An 855-nucleotide genomic window follows, 5' to 3' on the forward strand; every position below is an offset into this window, starting at 1 on the left:
CTCGGGGCTGATCCCGAGACGCGCTATCTGCCGAGCGGCGATGCCGTCGCGAATATCCGGCTCGCAACGACCGATCGGTACAAGGACAAGGCCTCGGGCGAAATGAAGGAGCAGACCGAGTGGCATCGAGTGTCGTTCTTCGGCCGGCTGGCTGAGATTGTCAACGAGTATCTGAAAAAGGGCTCGTCGGTGTACATCGAAGGCAGAATCCGCACTCGCAAGTGGACGGACCAAGCGGGCCAAGAGCGGTATTCGACCGAGATCGTCGCGGAGCAGATGCAGATGCTTGGTGGCCGCGCCTCTGGCGATCGCTCATCCAATGACGGTTTCGAGAGCCAACGCCCTGCACGTCAAGAACGGTCGCAGCCGCCGCGATCGAGCAACCCTGCGCCTGCGAATCGCGAACCGCAACCCACGTCGTTCGGTGGAGGCGGAGGCTTTGCAGACGTCGATGACGACATACCCTTCAGGTCGTATCTGATGGGGCGCGAGTGGTCTGCGATCTGATCCCGTAACGGCTCACCTCACCTCCTGTTTCTTCTCACCTTCGTTGCTTCGTCGAACCGGAAACGGTCGGCGAAGCCGCGAAGCGTCTCTTTCCCACGCGACACAGCCTCATTCGTCGCCTCATCCGCCTTTCGCTTTCCCTGCTGAAAAAAGCCGCCCGTCGTGCTCGCCTCGCGCGAGTCGGACGGCTTTTTTGAGCACGGTTTCACCGCCTGTTCAGGCATCGACCTCAACCACACCACTACTGGAGTGCCAATGAATATCAAGGACATCAAGCTGTCCCCGGAACAGTGGGTTGCGTTGCTCCAGAAGTATGGAGTCCCCGCAAGCTCATTGACCGGGAAGGGC

General features: G+C 60.2%; 1 protein-coding gene. It reads left to right on the forward strand.

Going from position 1 to position 855, the window contains the following annotated elements; translation table 11 throughout:
- Positions 1–507, forward strand: a 507-nt coding sequence (gene ssb, locus AWB81_RS43630) for a single-stranded DNA-binding protein (protein ID WP_062644802.1), incomplete at its 5' end; no start/stop codon positions are given.
- Positions 508–855 lie beyond the last annotated feature (348 nt).

This window comes from Caballeronia arationis (assembly GCF_001544975.2).
In the GTDB taxonomy this organism is placed as follows: domain Bacteria; phylum Pseudomonadota; class Gammaproteobacteria; order Burkholderiales; family Burkholderiaceae; genus Caballeronia; species Caballeronia arationis.